This window comes from Nostoc sp. EspVER01, assembly GCF_034530635.1.
GTDB lineage: Bacteria > Cyanobacteriota > Cyanobacteriia > Cyanobacteriales > Nostocaceae > Nostoc.
In genome coordinates this window covers 40,176-65,823 of the sequence record NZ_JAVRCS010000007.1, presented here as the reverse complement: position 1 = coordinate 65,823, position 25,648 = coordinate 40,176, and the positions used below count along the sequence as shown (strand labels likewise).

Annotated in this window: 17 protein-coding genes and 2 pseudogenes; 12 read left to right on the top strand and 7 right to left on the bottom strand. The window is 41.8% G+C overall.

The window, feature by feature from the left end; genetic code table 11:
• Window positions 1–168: 168 nt before the first annotated feature.
• On the top strand, window positions 169–1,518 hold the full coding sequence (locus RMX69_RS08330) for a response regulator (RefSeq protein ID WP_289796518.1): 1,350 nt from the start codon (window positions 169–171) through the stop codon (window positions 1,516–1,518).
• A 22-nt stretch (window positions 1,519–1,540) separates the two neighbouring features.
• Here RMX69_RS08330 and RMX69_RS08325 read toward each other — a convergent pair whose 3' ends face one another.
• Both RMX69_RS08325 and RMX69_RS08320 read right to left on the bottom strand, forming a co-directional pair.
• The gene (locus tag RMX69_RS08325) at window positions 1,541–2,215 is read right to left on the bottom strand and encodes a response regulator transcription factor (protein ID WP_289796517.1); all 675 of its coding nucleotides are present in this window, start codon (window positions 2,213–2,215) and stop codon (window positions 1,541–1,543) included.
• Window positions 2,216–2,318: 103 nt separating this feature from the next.
• On the bottom strand, window positions 2,319–3,395 hold the full coding sequence (locus tag RMX69_RS08320) for a HAMP domain-containing sensor histidine kinase (RefSeq protein WP_322637144.1): 1,077 nt from the start codon (window positions 3,393–3,395) through the stop codon (window positions 2,319–2,321).
• Between the two features lie 432 nt (window positions 3,396–3,827).
• Between RMX69_RS08320 and RMX69_RS08315 the strand changes: the two genes are divergently transcribed.
• The 5 genes from RMX69_RS08315 (at window position 3,828) to RMX69_RS08295 (ending at window position 10,921) form a co-directional block, all read left to right on the top strand.
• A complete protein-coding gene (locus RMX69_RS08315) occupies window positions 3,828–3,995 on the top strand; it encodes an integrase (protein WP_289796514.1) in 168 nt (55 codons plus the stop codon).
• Window positions 3,996–4,503: 508 nt separating this feature from the next.
• The gene (kdpA, locus tag RMX69_RS08310) at window positions 4,504–6,189 is read left to right on the top strand and encodes a potassium-transporting ATPase subunit KdpA (protein WP_322637143.1); all 1,686 of its coding nucleotides are present in this window, start codon (window positions 4,504–4,506) and stop codon (window positions 6,187–6,189) included.
• Between the two features lie 401 nt (window positions 6,190–6,590).
• Window positions 6,591–8,696, top strand: coding sequence for a potassium-transporting ATPase subunit KdpB (gene kdpB, locus RMX69_RS08305; RefSeq protein WP_322637142.1), 2,106 nt, complete (start codon window positions 6,591–6,593; stop codon window positions 8,694–8,696).
• A gap of 338 nt (window positions 8,697–9,034) precedes the next feature.
• Window positions 9,035–9,634 (top strand): K(+)-transporting ATPase subunit C, encoded by a 600-nt coding sequence (gene kdpC / locus RMX69_RS08300; protein ID WP_289796510.1) that lies wholly within the window; start codon window positions 9,035–9,037, stop codon window positions 9,632–9,634.
• Between the two features lie 129 nt (window positions 9,635–9,763).
• The gene (locus RMX69_RS08295) at window positions 9,764–10,921 is read left to right on the top strand and encodes a universal stress protein (RefSeq protein WP_289796508.1); all 1,158 of its coding nucleotides are present in this window, start codon (window positions 9,764–9,766) and stop codon (window positions 10,919–10,921) included.
• Window positions 10,922–11,120: 199 nt separating this feature from the next.
• On the opposite strand, the gene RMX69_RS08290 is transcribed toward RMX69_RS08295, so the two are convergent.
• Complete coding sequence (locus RMX69_RS08290; RefSeq protein WP_322637141.1) at window positions 11,121–12,536, bottom strand: folate/biopterin family MFS transporter; 1,416 nt, start codon at window positions 12,534–12,536, stop codon at window positions 11,121–11,123.
• Window positions 12,537–12,907: 371 nt separating this feature from the next.
• Here RMX69_RS08290 and RMX69_RS08285 point away from each other — a divergent pair.
• Together RMX69_RS08285 and RMX69_RS08280 are read left to right on the top strand one after the other, a co-directional pair.
• Window positions 12,908–13,771, top strand: a pseudogene (locus tag RMX69_RS08285) (serine/threonine protein kinase); the annotation flags it as partial.
• Between the two features lie 23 nt (window positions 13,772–13,794).
• On the top strand, window positions 13,795–16,767 hold the full coding sequence (locus tag RMX69_RS08280; RefSeq protein ID WP_322637139.1) for an ATP-binding protein: 2,973 nt from the start codon (window positions 13,795–13,797) through the stop codon (window positions 16,765–16,767).
• A gap of 211 nt (window positions 16,768–16,978) precedes the next feature.
• On the opposite strand, the gene RMX69_RS08275 is transcribed toward RMX69_RS08280, so the two are convergent.
• Genes RMX69_RS08275 through RMX69_RS08265 form a run of 3 tightly spaced genes read right to left on the bottom strand, consistent with a single transcriptional unit; the run spans window position 16,979 to window position 19,745 of the window.
• Entirely contained in the window at window positions 16,979–18,085 is a 1,107-nt protein-coding gene (locus RMX69_RS08275) for a precorrin-8X methylmutase (RefSeq protein ID WP_289796505.1), read from the bottom strand.
• Between the two features lie 3 nt (window positions 18,086–18,088).
• Entirely contained in the window at window positions 18,089–18,640 is a 552-nt protein-coding gene (locus RMX69_RS08270) for a hypothetical protein (RefSeq protein ID WP_289796504.1), read from the bottom strand.
• A complete protein-coding gene (locus tag RMX69_RS08265; protein ID WP_289796503.1) occupies window positions 18,627–19,745 on the bottom strand; it encodes an AAA family ATPase in 1,119 nt (372 codons plus the stop codon). Before RMX69_RS08265 ends, RMX69_RS08270 begins: the two co-directional genes overlap by 14 nt.
• Before the next feature lie 123 nt (window positions 19,746–19,868).
• Here RMX69_RS08265 and RMX69_RS08260 point away from each other — a divergent pair, with 123 nt between their 5' ends.
• Window positions 19,869–21,854: a heavy metal translocating P-type ATPase gene (locus RMX69_RS08260; protein WP_322637138.1), complete on the top strand. Its 1,986-nt coding sequence runs from the start codon at window positions 19,869–19,871 to the stop codon at window positions 21,852–21,854.
• Window positions 21,855–22,119: 265 nt separating this feature from the next.
• Here RMX69_RS08260 and RMX69_RS08255 read toward each other — a convergent pair.
• Window positions 22,120–22,725, bottom strand: a pseudogene (locus RMX69_RS08255) (N-acetylmuramoyl-L-alanine amidase family protein); the annotation flags it as partial.
• Window positions 22,726–22,969: 244 nt separating this feature from the next.
• Here RMX69_RS08255 and rsmI point away from each other — a divergent pair.
• The 3 genes from rsmI (at window position 22,970) to RMX69_RS08240 (ending at window position 25,478) form a co-directional block, all read left to right on the top strand.
• Window positions 22,970–23,830 (top strand): 16S rRNA (cytidine(1402)-2'-O)-methyltransferase, encoded by an 861-nt coding sequence (gene rsmI, locus RMX69_RS08250; RefSeq protein WP_289796501.1) that lies wholly within the window; start codon window positions 22,970–22,972, stop codon window positions 23,828–23,830.
• Window positions 23,831–24,219: 389 nt separating this feature from the next.
• Entirely contained in the window at window positions 24,220–24,498 is a 279-nt protein-coding gene (locus RMX69_RS08245) for a GlsB/YeaQ/YmgE family stress response membrane protein (RefSeq protein ID WP_289796500.1), read from the top strand.
• Window positions 24,499–24,557: 59 nt separating this feature from the next.
• Window positions 24,558–25,478, top strand: a complete 921-nt coding sequence (locus RMX69_RS08240; protein WP_322637137.1) for a hypothetical protein — start codon at window positions 24,558–24,560, stop codon at window positions 25,476–25,478.
• Window positions 25,479–25,648 lie beyond the last annotated feature (170 nt).

Here is a 25,648-nt window from a genome sequence, read left to right as displayed (position 1 = left end):
CAAAGGTGATACTGGCCAATAGCTTCGATAATTTGTAAAACTCTCCAGCCACGTGAGAGTTAAACTATAAATATAAATATTTCGGTGAAATCGGTCAACAAATTTTAAGGTGATTTTAAAGAAGGATTTACTATCCTCAATAATTATACGCATAACTTTTGATCAATAATGCATTTTAATCAAACTAACCATCAGAAAAGAAATATTTTGGTGGTCGATGATACCCCAGATAATTTGCGGCTTTTATCGGCGATGTTGACTGCACAAGGTTTTGAAGTTCGCAAAGCCTTAAACGGTAAAATGGCACTGACTGCATGTCAAATGGTTTTGCCCGATGTGATTTTGCTGGATATCAATATGCCAGGTATGGATGGCTACCAAGTTTGTCAACAACTAAAAGCTGACGATAAAACTAGTGAAGTCCCAGTAATTTTTATTAGCGCCCTGGATGATGTTGTCGATAAGGTAAAGGCATTTGATGTTGGTGGTGTAGATTATATTGCAAAACCTTTTCATGGTGCAGAAGTGGTGTTGCGAATTGAAAATCAAATTAATTTACGTTTGCTCCAAGTAAAACTGCAAGAAAAAAACTTTTTGCTCCAACAGGCTCTTGACAACTTGAAAGCCTCTCAAGTTCAACAAATTCAGAACGAAAAGATGGTGGCACTGGGACAGTTAGTAGCTGGGTTGGCTCATGAGATTAATAACCCGATCAGTTTTATTTATGGAAATCTCCAATATGCTGGTCAATATGTGGAAGACCTAGTAAATATAATTGAGGTCTATCAGCAAGAATATCCCAAACCCACGCCAAAAGTTCAGCAAATAGCCAAAGATTTAGACCTGAATTTTATCATTAAGGATCTACAAAATTTGATAGGTGCAATGTATAGAGGCTCCGATCGCATTCGAGAAATTGTACTGGCGCTACAACATTTTTCTCGGCATGATGAAGCAGAGATGAAACGGGTAAATATCCATGAAGACATCGAAAATACTTTAGTGATGTTACAACATCGGCTCAGGGAAGCAGCCGATCGCCCGGCAATTGTTGTAGTGAAAGATTATGGTAACTTGCCCCTAGTCACTTGTTATGCGAGTGAACTAAATCAAGTATTTATGCATTTATTGAATAATGCTATTGATGCAATAGAGGAGGGAGTGGGGAGTGGGGAGTGGGGGGTGGGGAATCAATCTTCTACTCCTTACTCTCTAAAACCTACTCCCCAAATTCGGATTCATACAGAGGTAACAGACTTGAATCTAGTCAAAATTGCGATCGCTGATAATGGTCTTGGTATTGAAGAGTCGTTGCGATCGCGTTTATTTGACCCATTTTTTACCACAAAACCTGTGGGTAAAGGTAGTGGGCTAGGATTATCTATTAGTTATCAGATTATCGTCCAAAAACACCGAGGAAATATAAGCTGTACCTCGTCTGTTGGCAAAGGAGCAGAGTTTGCGATCGAAATTCCTATAGAGCAGCCTGATATTTCATCGCAATTTTCAAAATCTTGAAAGATTTTCTTTCCCGATAAATCTAATTAATCAACAATTCTGGTGCTACCAATCCTTTTTGGATAGCTAAGACTGCGGCTTGAGTGCGATCGCGTACTTCTAGTTTCTGTAAAATAGCATGGACATGAACCCGCACTGTACCAGGGGCAATGTAGAGAATTTCAGCAATTTCTTGATTGCTTTTGCCCGCTGCTACCAGTGCCAAAATTTCTTGCTCCCGCTTCGTTAAAGGATTTTCTAAAGATTCCTCAGTTTTTGCAGACTGCACCGCCATAGAATTCCCCTCAAAAGCGGCTCTAATTTCAGTTGTTGCCGTTTGATCCCACCAAGAAGCGCCCGCAGCAACCGATCGCACTGCTAATATCAAAGACTCAGCCGGAATACCTTTAAGACAGTAACCTTGCGCCCCGGCGGCAATTAACCGCGAAATCAGGGGTTTTTCAGAACGAGACGTTAGAACCAAAACTGGTAAATTTGGGTGTTTCTCCTTGATTTGGCGACAAGCCTCAATCCCGCCAATTCCCGGTAAACCTATATCCAGCAAGACCAAATCCAGAGGATAGCGATTGGCGAATTCTACAGCTTGTTCCCCATCTTCCGCTTCTGCGACAATCTCCAAACTGGTTTCTTGTTGCAACCGCATCCGCAAACCAAGCCGAAATAATTCATCATCTTCAACTAGTAAGATTTTTGTCATTTGTCATTTGTCATTTGTCATTGGTCATTGGGCATTGGGCATTCAGGACAAGAAGCAGAAGTTATTTAATTTTTAATTTTTAATTTTTAATTGATTTCTCCCCTCACCTCCCCGGTGGCGGACAAGCCGGGAGTCGGAAACCAAATAGTGCGCCGCGTGGTGAGCGATTCTCTGCCCAAATTGTACCCCCATGAGCAGTAATAATTTGCCTGGTTAAATAAAGTCCTAGCCCAGAACCGGAGACGTGGCGATCGCTATTTCCTTGATAAAATCTCTCAAATAAGTGAGGTAACTCTTTTTCGGTAATGCCGGAACCAGTATCGAGGATTTTTACCACTTGATCGCTAGAATAACCTTCAAATACTACTTCCACTTTACCGCCACGAGGGGTATGGTTAATACCATTACTCAAGAGATTGCTGAAAACCCGCCCAAGTTGCAAAGAATCACCATTTACCCAGAGAAAGCTGCGAAAATCTGATTCGCCATAGTGCAGAGAAATATAAACTTGACGTGTTCTCGCTAGTTCCGTCAGTGTAGCGACGATCTCCTCCGCCACTGTCACCAAGTTAACTGGTGATATCTGTAGTTTCAGTCCTTCGGCATCATTGCGGTACACATCTAAAAGTGTTTGGACTAATTGCAATGTACTCTGATGACTACGAGCCATTGTTTGTAATACTTTTGCTTGCATAGGTGTGATTTCACCAAATTGCTCATTTTGAAAATATTTCAGCGTTTCAATTGCTCCTAATAGGGGTGTTTTCAAATCATGCGTTAGGGTAGAAACAAAATCTTCACGCATGATAGCCAGTTGTTCTTGGGAGCGTAATTGTGCTTGGGTATAAGCGATCGCTTCTTCGTTGCGATGGTTGCGATCGCTTAACCAACCTGTTACCATCAACGCCAACACTGCAATTAACCTATTTGCTAACGTTGGGGAATTAATTATTTCCCCTCCGGGCACAAACAAATTCAACAATGTTAATCCTGTTGCTGCAACAGTGATCCCCAAAACTGCTCCCCGATTCAATCGAGAATCTGCTAACAAAATCGTCCCTGTGTAGAGGTAGCCAAATACGTACTCTGGGGGTGTCAAATATTCTAGTATTATCACGATCGCAAAGGCGATCACTATTAGTCCATAGGTCTTTACACGCTCATTTATAGCTTCTTTCATAGTCAATAATCGACTTAATATCGTCATTTATGATTTACTAAAAATCTGGCTAGTCCTGAAATATATTTGGAGCATACTGCCGTCAGCGCGATCGCCATTCTTGCAGAGATATAATTAGCTGTATACTTGTCAACACGAAAGAGAATTTTTAATTAATTTCTAACCCACCTGGTACAAGCGAAATCCAATCAATTCAATTTCTAAATCAATTTTACGACCATTGCCTTTGCGGTTAAGCTACAATTTTCCTAAAATGCCAGGATCGCCCCTAATGCAGTGATTGGAAATATATAGGAGCGATGTCTACGGTGGTCACTGAGCCTTGCCGAAGTGCGGCAAGCTAGCTAATCTCACTCAAGCAATTCTGACTAATCGGGGTCAAATCCTTATAGTCTATAGATTACAGGCTTTCGGCGTACTGCCTTAATCCAGATGAGTAACGCTAGTATCTCACTGCGGGTAATTGCGGAAATCTCAGGGCATCGGAATTTAGAGCAGTTCGAGAGATATTTAGAAGTGTCTGACAATCAGGTATTGAAGGCGGCAGCGGCGTTGTCGATGTTGTTAGGGAGCAATGCAATAGAGGATCTGAGTGTGTAAGTTCTGCAAACTTGGAAAATGTATTGTATAAACAAATAATCCTAACTAGTGAAATAGATGAATTAAGAGTAAAGATTAAATATTATTAATCAAAACTTGAACAAGTATCTGGAAAATAGTGATAAGGGATTACCAAGAAATAAATTATCCAATCTTGTGGGGTGGGCATCTTGCCATTAGTGTCAACTTAACGCTAAACCCGCTTGGTGACAACGTTTTGCCCTCACCCCCAGCCCCTCTCCCATCCGTGAGAGGGGAGCTAGACATTCAATTCCCCTTCTCCCTTGGGAGAAGGGGTTAGGGGATGAGGGCGTGAGGAATTTGCAAAACGCCTGTCCGATATAGTTTTCGGCTTAAGTTGACACCAATGGCGAGACGCCCACCCCACAATAAATAATTGGATATTTTTTTATTTGGAAGTCCCTAACTGAAAATAGTAAATTCCTCAAAATCCGTTATTTATAATAATCGGCTTGCTACCACTTAAATTTAATTTAGCGCGAAATATATGGGACAAGGTTTTTTGCAAATTGGCTTAACGCTGTGTATTGTCATAGCAATCACTCCATTATTCGGAAAATACATAGCTAGTGTCTTTTTGGGAGAAAAAACACTACTTGATTTTTTAATGAATCCCATAGAGCGAAGTATGTTCGTATTTGCGGGTGTTCGGAGAAAAGATGACATGACGGGTTGGGAGTATATCCGGGCCGTACTCTGTTGCAACACGGTCATGGCTATTTCAGTGTATTTTCTGATATATTTTCAGAGGCTTTTACCGTGGAATCCAAACGGCCTCGGCGCGATCAGTTGGGATGTATTGCTGCATACAACGATTTCATTTGTAACGAATACCGATCAACAACACTATGCAGGTGAAACAACCTTAAGCTATTTTAGCCAGGTAGCGGCTTTAGGCTTTTTGATGTTCACCTCCGCAGCCACCGGTTTAGCCGTGGGAATTGCCTTTATTCGCGGGTTGACGGGGAGAAAACTGGGAAACTTTTACGTCGATCTCGTCCGTGGAATTACGCGAATATTGCTGCCGATTTCGATTATTGGCGCGATCGCTTTGCTTATAACAGGTGTACCACAAACCTTAGCTGGGACTATGGATGTGCAAACCTTAGAAGGCGGGACGCAATATCTAGCTAGAGGCCCAGTGGCATCCTTTGAAATGATCAAACTTTTGGGCGAGAACGGCGGTGGCTTTTTTGGCGTCAACTCAGCACATCCCTTTGAAAATCCCAATGGCGCTTCTAACTTGATAGAAATGCTCGCCATGATTTCTATCCCAGCAGCCTTGATTTACACCTACGGTATATTTGCCAATAACATCAAACAAGCTTGGCTACTTTTTTGGATGGTGTTTGTGATTTTTGTCATTCTAGTGGGAGTGACAGCTGTGGGAGAATTGCAAGGTAATCCCCTAGTTAATACCGCCTTTGGATTAGAACAGCCCAATTTAGAGGGTAAAGAAGTTCGATTTGGTTGGGCACAAACAGCATTTTGGGCAGTGATGACTACTGCTACTATGTCTGGTGCTGTAAATGGGATGCATGATTCTCTGATGCCGCAAGGAATATTTTCGACTCTCTTCAACTTATTTATCCAGGTTATCTGGGGTGGTCAAGGAACTGGAACAGCTTACTTATTTATTTACTTAATTCTCACAGTGTTCCTAACTGGACTCATGGCAGGACGTACCCCAGAGTTTTTAGGACGCAAAATTGAAAAGCGGGAAATCGTTCTCGCCAGCGTCGTGCTATTGATTCACCCAATTCTAGTTTTGATCCCCAGTGCGATCGCTTTGGCTTATCCCATCTCCCTATCTGGAATTAGCAACGCTGGTTATCACGGTATTTCTCAAGTAGTTTATGAATATGCCTCAGCAGCAGCAAATAATGGTTCGGGCTTAGAGGGTTTGGGGGATAACACCTTGTGGTGGAACTTGAGTACTTTAGTTAGCTTAATCGGAGGACGCTACATTCCGATGATTGCCATCTTACTGCTAGCTGACGGGATGTCTCGCAAACAACCAGTAGAAGAAACCCCTGCAACCCTGAGAACAGATTCTCTGGTATTTACTGGGATCACGGCTGGAGTAACGCTGGTTTTGGGAGTATTAACTTTCTTTCCCGTTCTGGCTTTAGGCCCCATAGCTGAGGGTTTAAAACTAGCATCTGGCAGTTAGAAAAGTTATGAGTTATAAGTTTGAAATTGAGAAAATATCAAATAATAATTCAGGAGGCAGGAGGAAGGAGTAACCCAGACTTAAAAGTGTGAGATTCAAGCAAGAAAGGTTATATAGCTGTAGTCAGATATGTTAGGACAGTGTTGATTGCTTAACGCCCCGCTAACAGCACTCAGCTATATCTTGCTCTACGCGTCTCGTACCAGTATCTTATTTTTAACTGGGTAATTACTCAGAACTAGAGTTTTTATTCATACTTATTTCTTCCTGGCTCCTGCCGTTATTTTATAAATTATCCGGTTTCGTAGGATGCGTTACTAACGCATCCTACAGTTTGGATATTTTTTTATTAGAAGTTCCTATAACTCCTAACTCCTAACTTCTCACTGCTAACTTTATTTATGAATCCAGTGGCAACTAACTTTAAAGCTAGACGCCCAAGTTCTCGTTCTGGCGATCGCCGCCAAAAACGTAAAAAGACTAGGGCAAATAATAAGTGGCTGTACTTAAGAGCAATTAGAGATGCTTTTGTCAAGCTCAACCCTAAGTATGCAATCAAAAATCCAGTAATTTTTGTGGTTTGGGTGGGGACAATCATCATCCTATTGCTAACGATTGATCCCAACCTATTTGGCCCAGCCCTGCAAAAGAACCCGCAAGTTTTCAACGCCTTGTTGTCGGGGATTTTATTCTTTACAGTTTGGTTTGCCAATTTTGCCGAAGCAGTGGCAGAAGGGCGGGGTAAAGCCCAAGCCGATGCCTTGCGGTTAACAAAGTTAGAGGCGATCGCGAAAAAACTTGCTGCCGATGGCACACTTAGTGAAGTTTCATCCACCAGCCTTAAACAGGGCGATACCATCTACGTCGTTGCTGGCGATATCATCCCCGCCGATGGTGAAGTAATCATGGGTGTTGCTTCCGTGGATGAATCAGCAATTACTGGGGAATCTGCACCAGTATTAAAAGAATCAGGCTCCGATGTTGCCAGTTCTGTCACTGGTGGGACGCGGATTATTTCAGATGAACTAATTATCCGTATTACTACTGATCCAGGGAAAGGCTTTATTGACCGAATGATTACCTTGGTAGAAGGGTCAGAACGCAGCAAAACACCTAATGAAATTGCCCTCACGGTATTGTTGGCAGTTCTCAGCTTAGTGTTTTTGTTAGTTGTAGTCACCTTGCCCGCCCTTGCTTACTATGTCAACAGTCCAGTCAGCGTCCCAATTTTAATTGCCCTATTAGTAGCGTTAATTCCTACCACCATTGGCGGCTTACTAAGTACCATCGGTATTGCTGGTATGGATCGAGTTGCCCAATTTAACGTTATTGCCACATCAGGACGAGCAGTCGAAGCCTGTGGTGATATTAATACTTTACTTCTCGACAAAACAGGTACAATTACCCTCGGCAACCGTCTGGCGGAAGAGTTTATTCCCCTCAACGGTCATTCAATGTCAGAAATTGCTAATGTTGCCTGGGCGGCTAGTGTCTTTGACAATACACCAGAAGGTAAATCCATTGTCCGACTAGCAGAAAAGTTGGGCGCAAGATTTGATTTTGACTCCACTCAGGCAGAAGGAGTTAGTTTTTCCGCCAAAACCCGGATGAGTGGCACGAATTTACCTGGTGGCTATGAGGCCAGAAAGGGAGCAGTAGAAGCTATCAAAGGATTTGTCCGTTCCCGCAACGGACGCGATACACCAGAATTGGATGCTGCCTACGAACGAGTTTCTCGCCTGGGAGGTACACCCTTAGCAGTCAGCCTAGATAACGAAATTTATGGGATTATTTATCTCAAAGATATAGTTAAACCTGGTATCCGCGATCGCTTTGAGCAACTGCGACGGATGGGAGTGCGTACCATCATGCTAACTGGAGACAACCGAATTACCGCTTCTGTCATTGCCAAAGAAGCTGGAGTTGATGACTTCATTGCCGAAGCCACACCAGAAGACAAAATCAGTATCATTAAGCAGGAACAAGCAGCAGGTAAACTGGTAGCCATGACGGGAGATGGAACTAACGATGCTCCCGCATTAGCCCAAGCTAACGTCGGCGTGGCAATGAATACAGGAACGCAAGCTGCAAAAGAAGCCGCTAACATGATCGATTTGGACTCCGATCCCACAAAGCTGCTCGATATCATTGGTGTTGGTAAACAATTGTTGATTACTCGCGGAGCATTGACGACATTTTCCATCGCTAATGATATTGCTAAATACTTTGCAATTATCCCAGTGATATTTGTCGCTGCTAATTTGCAAAGCCTGAATATTATGAATTTGACTAGCCCTAAATCTGCTGTACTCTCAGCATTGATTTATAATGCTTTGATTATTCCTGCTTTGATTCCATTGGCATTAAAGGGTGTGAGGTTTAGACCACTGACAGCTAATCAGTTACTCCAACGCAATATCTTAATTTACGGCTTAGGTGGGGTGATTGCGCCGTTTATTGCAATTAAGTTGATCGATGTACTGATTACACTTGTGGGCTTGGCTTAAGGATAGCAAAAGTAGAGACGCTGAGAAACGATCGCATCTTGACCAAAGTAAAATAATAAACATTTTTACTTTTACCTGTTGACGGGAGGGATAAGAAGAATATGAATAAATATCGTTTTCATTCAGCACTGCTTTGACGATATCCTTTGTTTAGTCGTAATGGCATAAACAACATCTACCACTCGCTATTTTTATCTTGCTGTGCTTGAATGTGGTAACTGCCCCAGTTGTTGTTTATGCTGTTGCTAACAGTATCTTATAACCTCCTGTTAGGTGGGCAAAAAAATTAAAAATTAAAAATTAAAAATTAAATTTTAAGCGCAATTGGAAAACTTTTTATGGCTATTATTCGAGAAACCATCAGAGCAATTTTTATAACTCTAATGCTTTGGTTGTTGACTGCAATCATCTATCCGCTGGGAATTCTTGTAGTGGGTCAAGTTTTTTTGCCCTATCAAGCTAATGGCAGCATCATGCGGAATCTAAGTAATGAACCAATTGGTTCGGCTTTGATTGGTCAGGTGTTCACATCTGAGCGATATTTCCATTCTCGTCCTAGTACTGTTAGATATAGCCAAGGAAGAAAAGCCAAGCCAACTGGCATATCTGGAGCTAGCAATCTCGCTGCCAGCAATCCAGAACTACTAAAGCGGATTTTAGAAGAAGCAGATAAATTGCGAGAGGAAAATCTTCAACCGATAGCCGATATAATTTATACCTCTGGTTCTGGTTTAGACCCGCATATTTCCTTTAGAGCGGCACGGCAGCAATTGACGCGAGTTGCTGGGGCGCGGGGAGTAAAAGAAGATGAGATTTTACCTTTAATTAATAAGTATACTGATGACAGATTTTTATGGATTTTTGGCGAACCGGGAGTTAATGTTCTCCGATTGAATTATGCTCTTGACTTGCAAGATATTAATCGTCAGCAAAATTAATAAATGGGGAGTGGGGAGTTAGGAGTGGGGAGTTAGGAGTTAGGAATAAATAGATAACTTTTTCATTACTCTCTACGCCTCTACGTGAACCAAGGATTATTGTTTTCAAGTATTCATGCAAGAGGCCTAATGTCAGATAAAAGTAATACTGGTTCGGCTGGGAATGCGCCTTTAAATTCTGCAAGTTACTCGCCTTATACAGTACGACGGCGGGGTAAGCATAAAATCTTTATTGGCATGGCTCCTGGAGTAGGCAAAACCTACCGGATGCTGGAAGAGGGACACGCATTCAAACAGGAAGGAATTGATGTTGTCGTTGGGCTTTTGGAAACCCACGGACGCAAGGAAACAACTGAAAAGGCAGAGGGACTGGAAATTATACCCCGTAAGAAATATCCTCGCGGTGAGTTGACGCTGATGGATATGGATACAGATGCTATTTTAAAGCGATCGCCCCAATTAGTTTTAATCGATGAACTTGCCCATACCAATGTCCCTGGTTCGCCACGCGAAAAGCGCTACGAAGATGTAGAAGTAGTTTTGGCAGCCGGGATTGATGTCTACTCCACAATGAATGTGCAACATTTGGAAAGCCTCAACGATCTAGTAGCCAGAATTACAGGTGTGGTAGTCCGGGAGCGCGTTCCTGACAGGATTATGGATGAAGCAGATGAAATAGTGGTAGTAGATGTCACACCGGAAACGCTGCAAGAACGGTTACTAGAAGGCAAGATTTACGCACAGCAAAAAATCCAACAATCCCTCGATAATTTTTTCCAACGCCGCAACCTGATTGCTTTGCGGGAGTTAGCTTTGCGGGAAGTAGCAGACAACGTGGAAGGAAATGCGATCGCTTCTACTCCCAACGGACAATTTTGTAATATTCACGAGCGGGTTTTGGTGTGTGTATCCACCTATCCCAACTCAGTGCAGCTATTACGCCGGGGTGCAAGGTTGGCTAACTACATGAACGCGCCGCTTTATACCTTGTTCGTTGCCGATCCAGAACGCTTCCTTACTAAGGAAGAAAGCTTGCATATCCACACTTGTGAGAAACTGTGTAAAGAATTTGAAGGTACTTTTCTTCGTGTTACCAACAGTAATATAGCTAATGCGATCGCGGAAGTCGCAGAGAAACATCGTATCACCCAAATTGTTATTGGAGAAAGTCAGCGATCGCGCTGGCAAATGCTCCTCAAAGGATCTTTGACGCAAAAATTGGTACGCTTGCTCAAAAACATCGATTTGCATATTATTGCCAGCGAAAAAATGGTTTCATCCAAATAGGGCAGGGGGCAGGGGAGCAGGGGAGCAGGGGGCAGCACTTCTCTACGAGAGGCTGCGCGAACGGCTACGCTCAGTGAACGAGGAGCAGGGGGCAGGGGGAAAGAAGTGAAACTCTTTGTGTCTGATTTTAAATACTCAGCACTTTTTACTCAGCAGTCAGCACTCTTGATCTCATTTACTTGAAAACTGCTGTATTACACTATTCCACTATTTCCGACTTTGATTCTCTTAGTACCAACTCAGGCATCAAATCAGGCGAAAATGATTGTTCTTCATTTTTGAATGTCTCAGTTTGCTCTTCAGTCGCAGGTAGCCATTTGATAAATGGTAGGGGTAACAGCGTGCTGAGGTTAGTAATTAACACCAAGAGCCAAAGTGACTCAAAGTTTGTTGCGGTGATCCCCAGCCAATACGTGATTAATGCCCCGAATGCATGGGAAACTGTTCCGGCTGAATTATAGACTGACATTAACAAGGCAAATAATGTCGCTTCCACACCAGAAGGACAAAGCCTTGCTGCTAGCACCATCACTTGCATAAAGGCAATTTTCCCCATCACAGTCAGAATCAGGCTATCACCCAAACTAAACCAGTGGTCATCTATACCCAATAGCCTGTTTGTGTGAGTCACCAACAACAGCATCGTCATCCCCAAAAGTGATGAAAGGACAGTACTCCAAGCAAAAATCACGCGAAAAGGGATGCTTTTGAGGAAACGTTGAAAAATCCAAACACCTGCCAAAGAAGCAAAACTTCCCACCAAGTTGACTCGCCCCAAAAATTCTGGTTCAAAGTGGAGTTCGTTGGTAGCGAAGTAGAAAAAGGCTGAGTCAGCATTTGGGGTAGCTTGCCAGATGAAGATAAATGCCGTTGGTAGCCAAATTGTTTTTTGACTAATGGCTTGGCGTAGCTGCCCCAGTTGATGTTTGATTGGCAAAGAGTTGGTTTGATTACTATCTTGAGCATCTTTGCTAACGGGGGACTCAGCAATTAACCAAGCCACTCCTGAAACGATTAGAGGAAATAAAGCGGTAATCCCAAAGACGGTACGCGTAGTAAAGTATTGGAGTAGTAGACCGCTACAGTAGGCTGTTATTAAACCTCCGATCGCAGAAGCACCCCAACACAGAGATTGTAGTGAACCGGCTTTTGCTTGCGATTCGCCTCTGGCTCGTTCTACAACCAGCGAGTCAACGATAACATCACTCATGGCGACGGAGAGAGAACCAAAAGCGATCGCTAAGGTAGCTGCCCAGCTAGTATGAACTATTGTGGCCAGACTCATCCAAGAAGCAGTTCCCAGTATCCCGGATAAAATCAAGTAAGGACGGCGACGATAGCCAAATATAGGCAAGCCATCAGAGATAAAACCAAACACCGGCTTGATCATCCAAGGTAGGAAGACAATTCCCAATAGCGCCGATACCTGGACTGGACTCAACAGCAATTCATCTTTGAGGAAAAAGCTAACGGCTAGACGCGATAGCCCTAAAATTCCTTGAACAAAGTAAACGGTGAGAATTGCAATTAACTCCGCATTTGGTTCATTACCCAAGAAGATTTTTTGTGTTAATGAGTCTTTGACCTTGGACAAGCCAGATGATTGATCTACCATTCGATAAATATTTTTTAAATTTTATTTACTTGTCTATCATATCGATTCTTAAGAGGTGGGTTTTTTCTCACCTTTTTCTTTGGTTTCTTCTTGGAGTATTATTTAAGGCTTTTCTAACAACTTTTTTTTCTTTTAGGGGACTTCCAAATAAAAAAATATTCAATTCCCACAAGATTGGATAATTTATTTCTTGGAGTTCCCTAGGAAGATGTTCTCGTTTTTGAACGGCTATTCACCTTTGAATTTGGGACATCAAATACAGTTCTATTTACTTCAATGATTTGCCCCTGGGAGTTGTCTCAAAAGACACATATAAACTGGCGTTACTGATTTGGGAACAATAAATTCAGAAATCACCAGGGTTTAGCAGTATGGTCAGCAGCATGGTCAGTATTCCCGGATACTACATAACTGAAGAAATCTACAACGGTTCCAGAACTCTAGTTTATCGGGGGTATCGAGAAACTGACTCATTACCTGTAGTAATTAAACTGCTAAAAAATTCATATCCCAGTTTCAGCGATCTGTTGCAGTTTCGCAATCAGTACACAATTGCCAAAAATCTTAACTCATCTGCGATCGTCCAAACCTACAGTCTGGAGGCGTATCACAATGGTTATGCGTTGGTAATGGAAGATTTTGGTGGGATTTCTCTGAAAGATTATTTTGCTTCTTACCAGACGCTAGATATCAGGTCTTTACAAGAGTTTTTAGAAATAGCGATCGCTCTGTGTGATGCATTAGATATTCTAATTCATCATCGGATTATTCACAAAGATATTAAACCCGCCAATGTTTTAATTAATCCAGAAACTAAAGAAGTTAAGTTAATTGACTTTAGTATTGCATCTCTACTGCCACGAGAAACTCAAGTCCTGATGAGTCCTAATGTATTAGAAGGAACACTCGGCTATTTGTCTCCAGAGCAAACTGGAAGAATGAATCGGGGGATTGATTACCGTACTGATTTTTATTCTTTAGGTGTAACTTTTTATGAGTTGCTATCAGGGGAATTACCTTTTAAGTCGCACGATCCGATGGAATTGGTACATTGTCATATTGCCAAACTTCCGCCAGTTTTAGGGGAGATGGGAGAGGGGATAGGGAATAGGGAAGAGATTCCTCAAGTTCTCTGTGACATCGTGATGAAATTGATGGCGAAAAATGCTGAAGACCGCTATCAGAGTGCATTCGGGCTAAAATATGATTTAGAAAATTGTTTGGCTCATATGAAGAAGCTGCTTCGGCAGCCTATCTTATGGGCCAGTTTGACGAAGTAGAAGAGTTTGTTGAGCAAGTGCAACAACACGCTAAAGTCTTAATAGATCGGGTGAAATCGATAGAGATTCAAATCCAATCTTATTTAGCTCAGAGTCGTTTTGATGATTCGATTCGGACTGCGATCGCACTGCTAAATCTCTTAGGTGTGAAACTATCTCATCAAGCGAATAAAATACAAACATTACTCAATCTAGCCCAAACCAAATTACGATTTGTAGGTAAATCTCCTTTAAGTTTGATTGATTTACCTAATATGACTGGGGACAAACAACTAGCAGCAATCCGAATTTTGGCTAGTACAAATTCCACAGCTTATATTGCTCGTCCAGATTTACTGCCACCAATAATCTTGAGCGAAGTCAATTTATCGATGCAGTACGGTAATGCTGCGGCATCTGCATTTGGCTATGCCTGGTATGGATTGATAGAGTGTGGCATTCTGGGAAATATTGAGACAGGTTATAAATTTGGTCAATTAGCATTACAAGTTCTCGAAAAATTCCATAGTAAAGAATTCAAAGCTAGAACTTTCTTCATTGTTCAAACATTTATTAATCACTGGCATCAACCACTTAAAGACACAATTGCACCGTTAATTGAAGCCTATCAAGTGGGTTTAGAAACCGGAGATATCGAATATGCAGCTTGGGCTAGCTATAGCTGTAGTTTTCATGGATATTTGATGGGGCAAGAATTAGCTGAGTTAGAAAAACAGATGGGTGACTATGCTGAAGTCTATAGTCATTTTAGACAAGAAAAACCCCAGACTTATATTAATTCATTTCGTCAAGCCATATTGAATTTGTTAGGACAATCTACCGCTCCCAGTTATTTATCAGGTGCTGTTTATGATGCCCAACTTATTCGTTCATTACAAGAGCAAACAGGCGATCGCACTGGATTGAGCTTTAGCTATGCCAATGAACTGATACTTTGCTACCTATTTGAAAATTATACCAGAGCATCTGAGGCAGCAATTCAGGCAATAACTTATTTAGATGGGGTAACATCGGCAGCAGTTGTACCAATAGTTTATTTTTATGAGGCGTTAACCCAACTAAATCTCTATCCAACAGCAACAGCTAACGAACAAAAACAGATTCTTAAAAAAATCACATCCCATCAGAAAAAACTGAAAAAATGGGCGCATCATGCCCCAATGAATCACCAACACAAATTTTATTTAGTCGAAGCAGAACGGCAGCGGATTTTGCTGCACAAAAACAAAGCAATGGAATTGTACAATTGCGCCATAACTCTAGCGAAAGAAAATGCATATATCCAAGAAGAAGCTTTGAGTAATGAACTAGCGGCCAAGTTTTACCTCGACTGGGACAAAGAAAAAATCGCCCAAGTTTATATGCAAGAAGCTTATTACTGTTATGCTCGTTGGGGCGCTAAAGCCAAAACTGAAGACTTAGAAAAACGCTATCCTCAACTCCTGGCTCCCATCTTACAAGGGCAAATTAATCACTTTCAACTGAGTTCAACTGTCGATGCATCATCATTACCAAATCAAACCATCCACACAAACCTCTCTAGCAGCAGTATCTCTGAAGCCCTCGATTTGTCCACAATTTTGAAAGCCTCACAAGCCCTCTCCAGTGAAATTCAATTAGAGCAATTACTCACTACACTTTTGCAAGTAGTGATGGAAAATGCTGGGGCACAAAAAGCTGCATTACTTGTACTCAAACAGGAAAATTTAGTGGTTGAAGCCATAGCCACTATTGATGAAGGAGTCACCCTATTATCTGTACCATTGTCAACCAGCGAAGACATTCCCATTACACTGGTGAACTTTGTCAAACACAGTTTAAAAACTGTTGTACTGGATGATGCAACAGCACAAACTGATTTTATCGCTGATTCATATTTCATGCAGCAACAACCTAAGAGTGTGTTGTGTACGCCAATATTAAATCAGGGAAAAATTATCGGGCTGCTATATCTAGAAAATCCGCTAACAATTGGTGCATTTACTCGCGATCGCACCGAAGTTATCCAACTGCTATGCGCTCAAGCTGCCATCTCTCTAGAAAATGCCCACCTTTATCAAGAATACCAGAATTATGCTCATCAACTAGAGCGATCGCTGCAAGAACTTGAGCAAGCCCAACTACAAATGGTGCAAAACGAAAAAATGGCAACATTGGGCAATTTGGTTGCAGGTGTGGCACATGAAATTAATAATCCCATTGGATTTCTGGAAGGTAGCCTCCACAATGCTGAAGAGTATACTCAAGACTTACTCGCCCATATCCAATTGTTTAAACAACATCATCCCACTCCGGCGATCGCAGTCATTGAGCATGGCGAAAAAATTGACCTCGAATTTCTAATTGAAGATTTACCAAAGCTAGTAAGTTCGATGAAGGTGGCTTCAGAACGGATTAAAGATATTAGTATCAGTCTCCGCACCTTCTCCAGAGCCGATACAACCGAAAAAGTTGCTTGTAACCTCCATGAAGGGATTGAGAGTACCCTGTTAATTTTGAAATATCGCCTCAAAGCTAACGAAAAACGTCCAGCGATTGAAGTCATCACTGAATACGGAAAGTTACCGCCTGTCAAGTGCTTTTTAGGACAGCTAAATCAAGTATTTATGAACATCCTTGCAAATGCAATTGATGTCTTCGATGCATCCATTGAGGGGCGTTCTTTTGCCCAAGTGCAAGGCGATCGTCAGCAAATACTGATTCAAACCGAAGTATCCAGTAACGAACAAACGGTAATAATTCGGATGAAAGATAATGGTCAAGGGATGCCAGAGGAAATTAGATTGCGGATCTTTGACCACCTATTTACAACCAAAGAGGTTGGCAAAGGAACAGGATTAGGATTAGCGATCGCTCGTCAAATTGTTGAGGAAACCCATGATGGAAGCTTGAGTTGCAATTCTGTACTTGGTGAAGGAACAGAATTTGTCATTGAGATTCCAGTATTTTAACTCTACTATTCTGCTCACTAGACCTCTTGCAAAAGTGCTTTTTGCAAGAGGGGGAAAAGGTTAAAGGGGAAGGGGACAATACAGAACCTTTTCCCCTTCCCCCTTACCCTTTTCCCGACTTATGCAAGAAGTCTACTGATTACTAAGACCCCTCACTTATTCGCCAACAGTCTCATAGAATTAGCCAGGACAGGCTGTCTTAAATGAATACTTATTTGAGATAACAATGACAATCTGGCTTATCTATCAGGGACTCAACCAAAGCATTTAGGGCCGTTGCAGCTAATGCGCCACCTCCTAAAGTCCCTTCAACTGTAATATAAGGTATCCCTTGTTGCATCAGTTGTCGCTTGGCTGCGGGAGCGTGGCTAAAGCCAATGGGCATTCCAATTACTAATGCAGGCTGAATTTTTTGGTTAGCAATGGCTTTACAAGCTTCCAGAAGTACTGAGGGAGCATAACCAACTACCAGCACACATCCATTACTTACTTGCAGCAATTTTGTTCGCCATTCTTGATGTTGCCAAAAGGCGAGTTCTGCTTCAGTGGCAGTAGTAATATGAGGGTTATCAATTAAGGTTTCGGTGCGGCATCCTAAGTGAAGTAATCGGGTTTGATCTAAAGCAGCAGCAACCGTTTGAGTATCGACAACAATTTGACAACTTGAAGATAAAGCTTCTCGACTAGCTGCGATCGCATCTCGACTCAATTTAATAAAGGACACTAAACTGACATCGCCACAAGCCAAAACCAACTGAGAAATTAAATGCTGTTCAATTTCCGAACGGTGAGACAAATCAGGAAGTAAGCGTTGTAGCGATTCGGTAAAAGCTTCCGAGTGGGTATGAATTTCGGCATCCAAGCCACTCCAGAGATTTTCCAATCCTCCCAATCCGGCTTGAGTTTCAACATCAAGTAACTTGAGTTGCGCCAAAACTTCCGCCTGGATAATTTGACAATGGCGATCGCGTCCCAATAATCCTTCTAATGCTGATGCAGTTTGCCGCAGTTGGGAGATTTGTTGCATCACCGCGCGATATTGCTGCTGGAGTTGTCCCATCAAGTTAACAGTTGTATCGGCTTCTGGTTCCACCTCCAAAATATTGCGGATATGATTTAGCTGAAACCCTTGCTGCTTGAGTGCGACAATCCGTTGTAACCGGAGAACATCTTTTTGGGTGTAGAGACGGTAATTGCTGCGCGATCGCACTGGTTGCGGTAGCAGTCCCAATTGATGATAATGGCGCACCATCCGCGGAGTCAAACCGCCGCCAACTGCATCAGTAAGTTCTTTAATAGTTAAGCAACCAGCATTCATGATTTACCCCAACAACGGCAAAATTCTTTGTAACTCTTCACAAGCCGCCTGAAGAGATAGTGGCGCATTTTCATCTAAACCTTGGTAACACTGATTTACCAAGTTTTCTACAGATGGTTTGCAGGCTGACTCATTTCTAGGAAATTTTGGATATTCTGTTTCTTCATCAACAGCCTGTCCCCGTAAATAATGTATCCAAGTTTCAATATTTCTTTTTGGCACGAATATTGCTATGGCTTCATCAGGCTGGCGAATCTGCTGTGAATCTTCTTTCAGTGCATCATCTAATTGCTTCAACCTTTCCTCTACCGTTTTTTTATCTGCATCAATCACTACAACCAGCCCAATAGATAAGTAGCTTGCCTTGCTGCGGTATGCTTTCACTTCTTTTGGATAACACAATCGCACATACTGTTCTGCGGATTGGCTTCCATCTGGGCAAGGTAAAAATCTGATTGTTCCATTAAAGCCTCGTATTTTTAGAAAATGACGAGCAAAAACCTCTTGTTGCCTATCCTCACACAAGACAAGAATCTGTATTCTACGCTGGCTCATATAGCCATCCCCGCGCAATCAATTCTGAAACGGGTAATCCAGTATTGTCAGCCAACTCATTACTAATCTTTTTCACCTTCACAGGTTTATTGATTTGACGCTCAAACCAATAACCTATAGGTGATGCTAAAAGATAATTAATTAGTTCTGGATGATGGGAAATCAGCAAAGCTTGTAATTTTTCTTCACTGCAAAAATCATATAGTTTAATTAGCCAGGGCTGAATTTCTGGCAGGGCTAAAAAATTTTCTGGCTCATCTATACATAATGTATAGTCTTCAGATTGAGTACAATACAGGAAAGTATAAAGAGCAAAAAGCGCTTTTTGTCCATCAGATAATTCACTTAAACGATAATCAATAATTTTTGTCTTATCTTCCTCATCTGCAAACTGCAATTTTAGAGTTACATACTCTTCGGTTAAATATTCCCATCTAAAGCCTAAAAAGCCAGGTAACAATGTTTTTAGCACATTAATTAACTCTGCTGTTTTAGCTTCTTCTTGAGTGATATACCGATACCAAGAAGCAAAATTTTCCATTTTCCAATTCAGTTGCAACTCTTCTTTTTTACTCCCATTGGTCATGAAGCTAGGAATAATTTGTACAATGATTAATCGTTCCATCCGCATTTGGAACCATTTCAGTTTGGTATTGCCACTTTCTATTAGTAATAATATTGCAGAATGAGAGGTAGGGAATGGAAAATCAGACATATATGAATTATCATCTCTAGCAAGCTGACCCTTACCATTCTCAATATTTAATAAAAGATTATTATTGAAATACAGGCGCTCATATTTAACATGGCAATTATGTTTCATATGATGTTCAATGGCAAGTTCATATTTATAATCGCCACCATTGCCAGAAATTTCTAACTCAAAACGCTGAATTTCTAAAGTCTGCCAGCGTGTGCAGTCAGAAGATTTAAAAACTTCTCCTGCGTCACAATGAATAGTTAAAAAGGCTTGAATTTTTCTTAATGACTCAAAAACAGTTGATTTTCCTGAACCATTAGCACCAAGAAACAGATTAATCGAGTCAAAATTTATCTCAAAATTTACCAACCCACGAAAGTTATCAATATAAATTCGCTTTAGCATAGATTTTTCCTCTTAATGCAGGAGTGTAAAAGGATTTTACTTTTCATTTTTAACTCCCATATCCTTGACATTAACATCAATGTCAAGGTTTAGCCTGAGAGAGTCACTATAAATTCACCTCTCATGCTCTACCCCCAACGTTTAGGCCAAGTCACCAGAGAACACGCAGATACCGTAGCCGCCCTTTTGTGTGGCTTATTGTTACTTTTCGGATGGTTCGCCTTGCATCTCGGTTGGTTGGGATTAGCGTTCCTGCTACTACCCGCCGCTTATGTAATTGGTGGTTACGAAAGTGCGCGAGAAGGATTGACTACCCTCTTCAAAGAAAAAGAACTCGATGTAGATTTGTTGATGATTGTCGCCGCCATTGGTGCTGCTAGCCTCGGCTTATGGCGAAGAGAATATCATCTAATTATTGATGGGGCAATTTTGATTCTGATCTTTGCCATCAGTGGCGCACTCGAAGGCTATGCAATGCAGAGAACTGAGCGGAGTATCCGCAGTTTGATGAGTTTGACACCAGATACAGCAAGGGTTTTGCTTCAGGGGAGGGAAAAGGAAATTCCGATCAGTCAGCTAAAAGTGGGTGATGAGATTGTCGTCAAACCTGGAGAGCTAATTCCTACTGATGGGATAATTTTATCTGGTTACAGCACCCTCAATCAAGCTGCAATTACGGGTGAGTCTTTACCTGTAGAGAAAACAGTGGGCGCAGAAGTATTTGCTGGTACACTCAACGGCTATGGTGCATTGCAGATTAAGGTACACAAACCAGCCCAAAGTAGTTTAATCCAGCGTGTGATTCGTTTGGTAGAACAAGCGCAGACAGAAGCACCACCTTCCCAAGAGTTTATCGATCGCTTTGAGAAGGGATATGCAAAAGTCATTGTAGTAGCTGGGATATTGCTGGCAACTTTACCGCCATTTCTTTGGGGTTGGGATTGGGAAACAACAATTTATCGCGCCCTTACTTTCCTGGTGGTAGCTTCTCCCTGTGCGCTGATGGCTGCAATTATGCCCACCCTGCTTTCAGGAATCGCCAATGGTGCAAGACAGGGGATTTTGTTTAAAAATGGGGCGCAGTTGGAGAAGATTGGCCAAGTCAGAGCGATCGCATTTGATAAAACTGGTACTCTTACAACAGGACAGGTGCAGGTATTTCAGGTAGTTTCAGCTAGTGAATACACTAATGATGATGTATTAAAAACAGCTGCTAGTGTCGAAGCATCTTCCGAACATCCCATCGGTAAGGCAATTGTACAAGCGGCTAGCGATTTAGATTGGGTTGGTGCAATCGAAGTGCAAGCTATACCGGGACAGGGAATTGTCGGAATTGCTCAAGAACAACAAATAATTGTCGGGAATGCCATTTTTGTGCAGCAGTATGTAACAAATTTACCTGAAGAATTGCGAGAAATCGTTCAATCTTGGGAGCAAGAAGGTAAAACTGTGGTTTGGGTAGCACAGGAAAGCAGGGGAGCAGCACTTCTCTACGAGAGGCTGCGCCAACGGCTACGCTCAGTGAACGAGGAGCAGGGGGGCAGAGGAGCAGAGGTGATGGGTGTAATTGCGATCGCAGATCAAGTAAGAACGCAAGCAGCCGCAACCATCAGCCGATTAAAGAAACTGGGAGTTGAACAAATTGTCATGCTAACCGGGGATAATCAGGAAACTGCTCGCAGTGTAGCCAAAGCAGTCGGAATTGATCAAATATATGCCCAACTTCTACCAGAAGATAAGCTGAATGTTATCCGCCGTTTACAGCAACAATATCAAACAGTTGCAATGGTAGGCGATGGCATTAATGATGCACCAGCTTTAGCGCAAGCATCTGTAGGTATAGCGATGGGAGTATCTGGTAGCGATGTGGCATTAGAAACCGCAGATATCGTACTGATGGCAGACAGGTTAGAAAAAATTGCTGTAGCGATGCATTTGGGCAGGCGATCGCAAGCCATCGTAAAACAAAATATAGTTGTAGCGTTGAGTTTCATTATGTTGCTTTTAGTCGGCAACTTTCTAGGAAATATTAACCTACCCATCGGCGTCATTGGTCATGAAGGTTCCACAGTATTAGTTACCCTCAGTGGACTAAGATTGCTGAAATAATGAACCAAAAAATGGTATTTTGTCATTCGGTTTTTGCCAAACATTTATCAAAACAGAATTCAGGAGTCAGGTGGTCGCCGAGCGACTTGCCTTGAGCGTTCGCGTAGCGTCTCGTAGAGAAGTCGAAAGGAGTCGAAGCGAGCCAGAATTCAGAATGAATTTTGAACGAAAAAGCAGATAGCCAGTATTTTCGAGTCGCGTCTTGATTCTGACTCCTGTTAGCGGTAGCGGGGCGTTTAGCCCATTTTGACTTCTGAATTCTTCTTCAATGTAGAGACGGTGATTTATCGCGTCTCTTAACAGTATTGGGAGTGATTGCACCCTGAAACCACTCAACAACACCATCTGCCAAAACTCGTGCTAATTTTTTTTGTTCATCGGTATTAGCTATCCATTCAAATTCTTCGGGGTTAGTCATAAAACCCAGTTCCATTACCACCGATGGTGCTGTAGAGGGACGAGTTAGCGCCAAGTTATTCCAAAACACCCCCATTGATGAACGTCCTAACTGGTTAACTAGATAATGGTGAAGAAAAACGGCTAGGCTATGGGCTTGAGAATGATACCAAAAAGTTCTAATGCCCTTGGTATTCTCTGCATCTCCGTCGTCGGGTACTGCTGTGTAATGTATGGTTAGAGCGATCGCTGGTTGTTGTTGATCGATCATAGCTTGGCGCTCGGACAAAGCTACTTCTCTGTCATCTTCTCGCGTCATCACTACTAACGCACCTCTTAAGACCAGTTCATCACGCAGCAACTTAGATACTGTGAGGCTAACATCTTTAGCAAAATATCCTGTTGCTCCAGCCGCGCCAGTTTCTTGCCCTCCGTGTCCTGGGTTAACTAAAATCTTAATGCCAGATAATGGTTGTAATTGTCTCTGTGCAAAAGCTGGTGCAGAAATGAATATAGAACTGATCGCTAAACCTAAAATTGGTTTCATTTAAAGATTCCTAATAAAATCAGCTTGCAGAGATAATCTGCATAGTTGGATTAGTTTAACAGGTGTGGTTCAAATACATGAAAACTGCTGTAACTTCAAACTCTTACCTCCTAACTCCTAACTCCTAACTCCTAACTCCTAACTCCTAACTCCTAACTCCTAACTCTTACTCATGCAAACCGATCCAAAACCAGGAACACTTTACGTTGTCGGCACACCAATTGGCAACCTGGAAGATATCACCTTTCGGGCAGTGCGAATTTTGCAAACTGTGGATATCATTGCTGCGGAAGACACGCGTCATACGGGGAAACTGCTACAGCATTTTCAAGTTAAAACACCCCAGGTGAGTTACCACGAACACAATCGTACCAGCCGTATTCCAGAATTATTAGAGCATTTAGTTAATAATAAAGCGATCGCTCTGGTGAGTGATGCTGGGATGCCAGGTATTTCCGATCCTGGATATGAACTGGTGAAAGCCTGTATTGAAGCGGGAATTCCTGTAGTTCCCATTCCTGGCGCTAGTGCAGCAATTACCGCTTTGAGTGCAGCGGGATTACCAACGGATCGGTTTGTCTTTGAAGGCTTTCTCCCGGCGAAAACTCAACAGAGACAAGAACATTTAGAATCTCTGCAAACAGAATCTCGCACTTTGATTTTCTACGAATCGCCGCACCGTTTGCGAGATACTTTGCAAGACTTAGCAGAAATTTGGGGAAGCGATCGCCAAATTGTGCTAGGACGGGAGTTAACTAAATTGTATGAAGAATTTTGGCGGGGGACAATTGCTGAGGCGATCGCTTACTACAGCCAACGAGAACCCCAAGGTGAATATACATTAGTAGTCGCGGGAATTCCAGCCAGTCAGCCCCAACTGACAGAACAAGAATTGAAAGCCGAATTGAAGCAGTTAATTAGTCAAGGAATATCGCGATCGCAAGCTAGCCGTCAGTTAGCAAAATTTACTTCCCTTCCCCGTCGCCAACTATATCAACTAGCTCTTTCTATAGTCTCCAGTCATGAGCCTTGAACGGCTGACATCGCTTTTTTGAAAATCGAAATTATAGATGTGAAATGTATAGATTTCTTTATTTTTTCTTCCTTTTTTGTCCTTTTCGACGAGATACTACGCTTACTTCTACAGGGAAGCAAGCTACACGTCCCGTCTCAGATAGAAGGCGGTTAGCTTCCTTATCTACATCTTGTATGATGTCAAATAGGACTGCTATACAAATACTTGAATGTACAGAATGTGACTAATTTGTATATTCATCCTCAAAGATGACTTGGCGAATATTCAAATGATATCCAAAGATTTCTGATATTAGTTCTCTAGATAGATCGAAAACTTTCCAGGCAAACTTTAATATGAAATAGTCAAATGCAAACAAAGCAGATTCTCAATGAAGGAGAAAATCAATGACTAACATTATTGCTTGGTTGGTTTTGGGTTTAATTGCAGGTGCGTTAGCTAAATTATTTTATCCTGGAACCCAAGGTGGCGGTATTATCTCTACTATTATCTTAGGAATCCTGGGAGCCGTATTCGGGGGTTACTTAGGTCAAGTATTGTTAGGAAGTAGCTCGGCAGCAGCTGCATCTGTAGGAGCTTTATCTCTGGGAAGCATTTTATTTGCTGTTATTGGTGCAATGATCCTAATTTTCCTTTGGGGTTTACTGACTCGTCGAGCTGTGTAATTACCTCAATTTCAGGTAACAATCTTGGGAATCACTTCTAACTGCAATAAACCGATAAAATGACATTAGAAAAAGAGCGAAGAACTATAGGAGTTTTCGCTAGGAATTCCGATGCACAATTGGTACTAAAGGAACTAAAAGCTTCTAATTTTCCAATGGACAAAGTTTCTGTTATTGCACGGAATACAGAAGAAGAAGAAGAAAGTGATATTGCTGGTGTTGAAATTGAAGAATGCACTAGCAATACATCCTCAGAAGATGCTGCTGGAGCCGTTGCTAGTGATACTTTAGACCGTCTTACTGACTTATCAGTCGGTCTAGTCCTCTTGGTAATTCCTGGTATAGGCCCAGTCATCTTAGCCGGAGCGGAAGTAACTGCGATCGCTACCACTTTAGCAGGTGGTTTGCCTGCTTTGTTCCTAAGTTTAGGAATTGCTGAAAATCTTGCACAGGGTTATAGCGATCTTGTCTGTAAAGGTTACTATTTGGTGATAGTAACCGGCATAGACATAGAAATTCGTCTCGCCAAGAGGATTTTTAATCGCCGTGATATTCAACAATGGGGAGTCTTTGAGCCATACTCGACCCCAAATAATCGCTATAAATACGCACTTGGTATTTTTGATCAGCGTCAAGACGCAGAAAGAGCGCTTACTGAACTGAGAAGCGCTGACTTCCCAATGAGTCAAGTATCAATAGTTGTTAAAAATACAAGCAGCTTAAGTGATATTTGTGAGGTAGATATCAGCAGTTCTCAAGAGAAATATACTACTTTTTTAGGAATTTCTGATGAGTTAGCTAGATATTATGAGCATCATCTGACTCTTGGTCATTACTTATTAGTGTTAAAAAGCACTGATATCTATTTAGCAGGTGCAAGAGCTATTTTAGAGAGTAACAAGATTCAACATTTTAGTATTTATAGTCAATCCGAGCTTGATGCAGCTAGAAGCGATCGCCAGTTTATTACCAACTTCTAATTAATCCTCAAGTTAATAATTGAATTGTGCATATTACTAATAACTTAGCTTATATATAGGTTAAGCAATACAATAGTACTATATGCATATACTTCTGTAGATATAGGTTGTCTTTTGAAACCTTAACTTTCCCGTGGAATGAATACCACTTGCGCTGTAGATTGATGTAC